Below are 508 nucleotides of genomic sequence, written 5' to 3' on the forward strand. Positions count from 1 at the left end.
CTGTCGCGCAGGCATTGCGCCAAACTGCCGCCCAGAACGGGCCGGTAATGATCGAAGTCACCACTCCGAAATTCGCAGCTCAGAAAGATTGAAACATGTCAGACCCAACCTTTGAGTTTTCCCGCGCCATCACCCGCCGTCCGGCTCCGACTATTGCAGGCGGGTTGCGTGCAGAAGATATCGGAAACCCGGATTTCGACGGGATGACAGCGGCGCATAAGGCATATGTGGCAGCACTGAGAAGCACCGGGGCCGAGGTAATCGAACTGGATCCCCTGAACGCGTTTCCCGACGCACAATTTGTTGAGGATACAGCCCTTTGCCTGCCGCAAGGTGCGATACTGATGCGACCTGGCGCACCTTCGCGGATGGGTGAAGTGGCTGAAATGGCACCGACCCTTCACGGCTGCTACGATACGGTTCTGGAAATCCAGGGCCCCGGCCATATCGAGGGTGGAGATATCCTTGTTACCGGTCGCGAAATTCTGGTGGGCCGGTCAGACCGTAC

Annotated in this window: 1 pseudogene; it reads left to right on the plus strand. The window is 58.1% G+C overall.

Annotation, left to right across the window (positions count from 1 at the left end):
- Positions 1 to 95: 95 nt before the first annotated feature.
- A pseudogene (locus tag ACR0AO_RS25560) lies at positions 96 to 508 on the plus strand (dimethylarginine dimethylaminohydrolase); the annotation flags it as partial.

The organism is Ruegeria sp. AF8 (assembly GCF_056541825.1).